Source organism: Halobacillus sp. BBL2006, assembly GCF_000786645.1.
Lineage (GTDB): Bacteria > Bacillota > Bacilli > Bacillales > Halobacillaceae > Halobacillus.
Genome location: NZ_JRNX01000420.1, coordinates 1 through 2465 on the forward strand (window position 1 = coordinate 1; position 2465 = coordinate 2465).

Here is a 2465-nt window from a genome sequence, read left to right on the forward strand (position 1 = left end):
TTGTTTGAATTCCTTCTATAATAGAAAGAATGTTTTGACGTACTGGTTGGTTCGTTCAGTTTTCAAAGATCAAAATGTTTCGTGCGCTGTTCAAAACAACGACTTGATTAGTATATCATGGTTGGTTATTTAAAGTCAACAACTTTTTTCATGATATTTTGTGTGCCGTTTCCGGCTTGTCGCTCGTTTTCTTAAAGCGACGCTTACTAATGTATCATGGCTGAGCGTTGCTGTCAACAACTTTTCAGCGATTTTTGTAAGCCGTTTTTGTTTGCCGCTCTCGTGAAGCGACAAGTAATAATATAGCACGGTATACCTCAGATCGTCAATAACTTTTTCATAAAAAAATCCCTTTCTCTTAAATGATCTAAGAAAAAGGGATTCCACCGAAAGTTAAATGGTCTCTTTCGGTTTGTACGTCCTATGGAAGATACTCGGTCCTTTGGTTTCTTGCAACACAACCTCAATGATCTGATTATCAACAAGATATTCGATCATCGATGAAAGATCCAAGATATACTCCTGAATCTCAGGGTGCACTTTCAGCTCTCCGAAAGACCATGGCTCTTCCCGTTCATTCATTAATTGAAGCAGATGACGTGCACTCGTACGCGAGCGTTTACTAATGGAGTGCTCAACAGCAAGAATCATCAATTGGATACGTTTATCTGTTGGTTCCCCACTTTCAATCAGTTCTTGATAGAGCTTATAAATTTCTGGTTCAATCCTTTTCACTTGATTCCAAACGGTTACTTCCGGGTGGAAGCCTTTTTCAATAATAGAGAGTCTCGCCAAGTAATGAAGCGAACGTACCATTTGACTGAAAGAATCCAAATACTGACCAGACTCATAGAGATCCTTCGACTCACTATAACTCCGGATCAGCTTTGCAAATTCAATGACCTTTTTCAGGTCGCGATTTTCTTGAGGAAATGTCCGCAAATGCTCCTTTAGATCAGTGACATAATCATTGCGTTCATATATCACCGATCCGTTGATTACCCATTCGACAGCTCTACGATAGGAGCTTGTGTCAATCCAATGCTGCAATAGGTCTTCATCAACAATGTGCATAGCGGCAGATTTGTTTTCAAATTCGTAATGTTTCACGTACCAGGCTTCTTCAGGGTCGCGGACGATAATGAAGAGAATAACATCAAAGTTATCCGTTACCGGACTGATGGGTTTATTCTTTTCTAATATTAAAATGCCTAATGTATTGCTTTGGCTTGCCCGCTCTTGGTAAATCGGGCGTAACACATCTTCCATACTAGGTCCCCCACATTCTATTTCAGTTCTCTGTTTTTATTCGATACTTTTTCTAAAATTCCTTTTTTCGAAAATATATTCGTACAGGCAAAATATGCTATACTACTTTGTAGATAGTAAGGAGGGACCCTACGTGGCTTTAAAATATAGCAGCAAGATCAACAAAATTCGTTCCTTTGCATTCTGGTTGATTTTCGGCGGTATCGGCGTGATGTATATCGGTCTTATTTTCAAAGAAACGACTTGGTTGATGGCCTTGTTCATGATACTGGGTATGGGATTTGTCGGATTGAGTACGGTTGTGTACTTTTGGATCGGCATGCTTTCCACCAGGACGATTCAAATCGTCTGCCCTTCATGCGAGAAACCAACGAAGATGCTTGGACGTGTTGACGCGTGCATGCACTGCAACCAGCCATTGACGTTGGACAAGACTCTTGAAGGTAAAGACTTTGATGAAAAATACAATTCCAAACGTTATAAAAAGAAAAAGACACAGGAACAGTCCTGAACATAACTAAAGGATCCACCCTCAGGGTGGATCCTTTCTTCGAATAAAAAAACTGAAAGCGGGATGCTTTCAGTTTAGTGAGTATTTTCATTTTGGCATTTAGAACATGTTCCATAGACTTCCATGCGATGATGACTTACATTAAATCCAGTCACCTGTTCAGCTAATGATTCAACCTCATTGAGACTAGGGTAGTGAAAGTCAACAATTTTACCGCATGATTCACAAATAATGTGATAATGGTCTGTCGTGTTGCAATCAAAGCGGCTTGATGAATCTCCATAGGTGAGCTCACGGACAAGTCCGATTTCGCGGAATACACGAAGATTGTTGTAAACCGTTGCGACACTCATGTTTGGAAACTTACTTTCTAATGCTTTGTAAATTTCATCAGCTGTTGGGTGAGTCATAGAATTCAGCAGGTATTCAAGCACCGCATGACGCTGTGGTGTGATTCGAACACCCGAACCTTTCAGTGTATCGATAGCTTCCTGGAGTCGATGATCAGACACAGTCATGCACCTCGCTTTCATAAACTGATTCTTGATTTATAATATTATTAAATTAGAATCCTTATAAATAGTGTACCTCTTTTGTAAATCTATTGTCAATATAAAGCCTGGCCAACTTTTAAGGATTCCCGATTAACTTATACGTCTGGATCGAGTGGTGTCTCTTTCCCGCC

3 protein-coding genes are annotated in these 2465 nt (G+C 40.0%); 1 reads left to right on the forward strand and 2 read right to left on the reverse strand.

Annotation, left to right across the window (positions count from 1 at the left end; all coding sequences use genetic code 11):
- Positions 1-393: 393 nt before the first annotated feature.
- A complete protein-coding gene (locus tag LD39_RS12715; protein WP_035547286.1) occupies positions 394-1269 on the reverse strand; it encodes a nucleotidyltransferase-like protein in 876 nt (291 codons plus the stop codon).
- 133 nt (positions 1270-1402) lie between these two features.
- On the opposite strand from LD39_RS12715, the gene LD39_RS12720 reads away from it, so the two are divergent.
- Positions 1403-1780, forward strand: a complete 378-nt coding sequence (locus LD39_RS12720; RefSeq protein WP_035547288.1) for a YgzB family protein — start codon at positions 1403-1405, stop codon at positions 1778-1780.
- 74 nt (positions 1781-1854) lie between these two features.
- Here the strand turns inward: LD39_RS12720 and perR are convergent, their stop codons facing one another.
- On the reverse strand, positions 1855-2298 hold the full coding sequence (perR, locus tag LD39_RS12725) for a peroxide-responsive transcriptional repressor PerR (protein WP_035547291.1): 444 nt from the start codon (positions 2296-2298) through the stop codon (positions 1855-1857).
- Between the last annotated feature and the right edge of the window lie 167 nt (positions 2299-2465).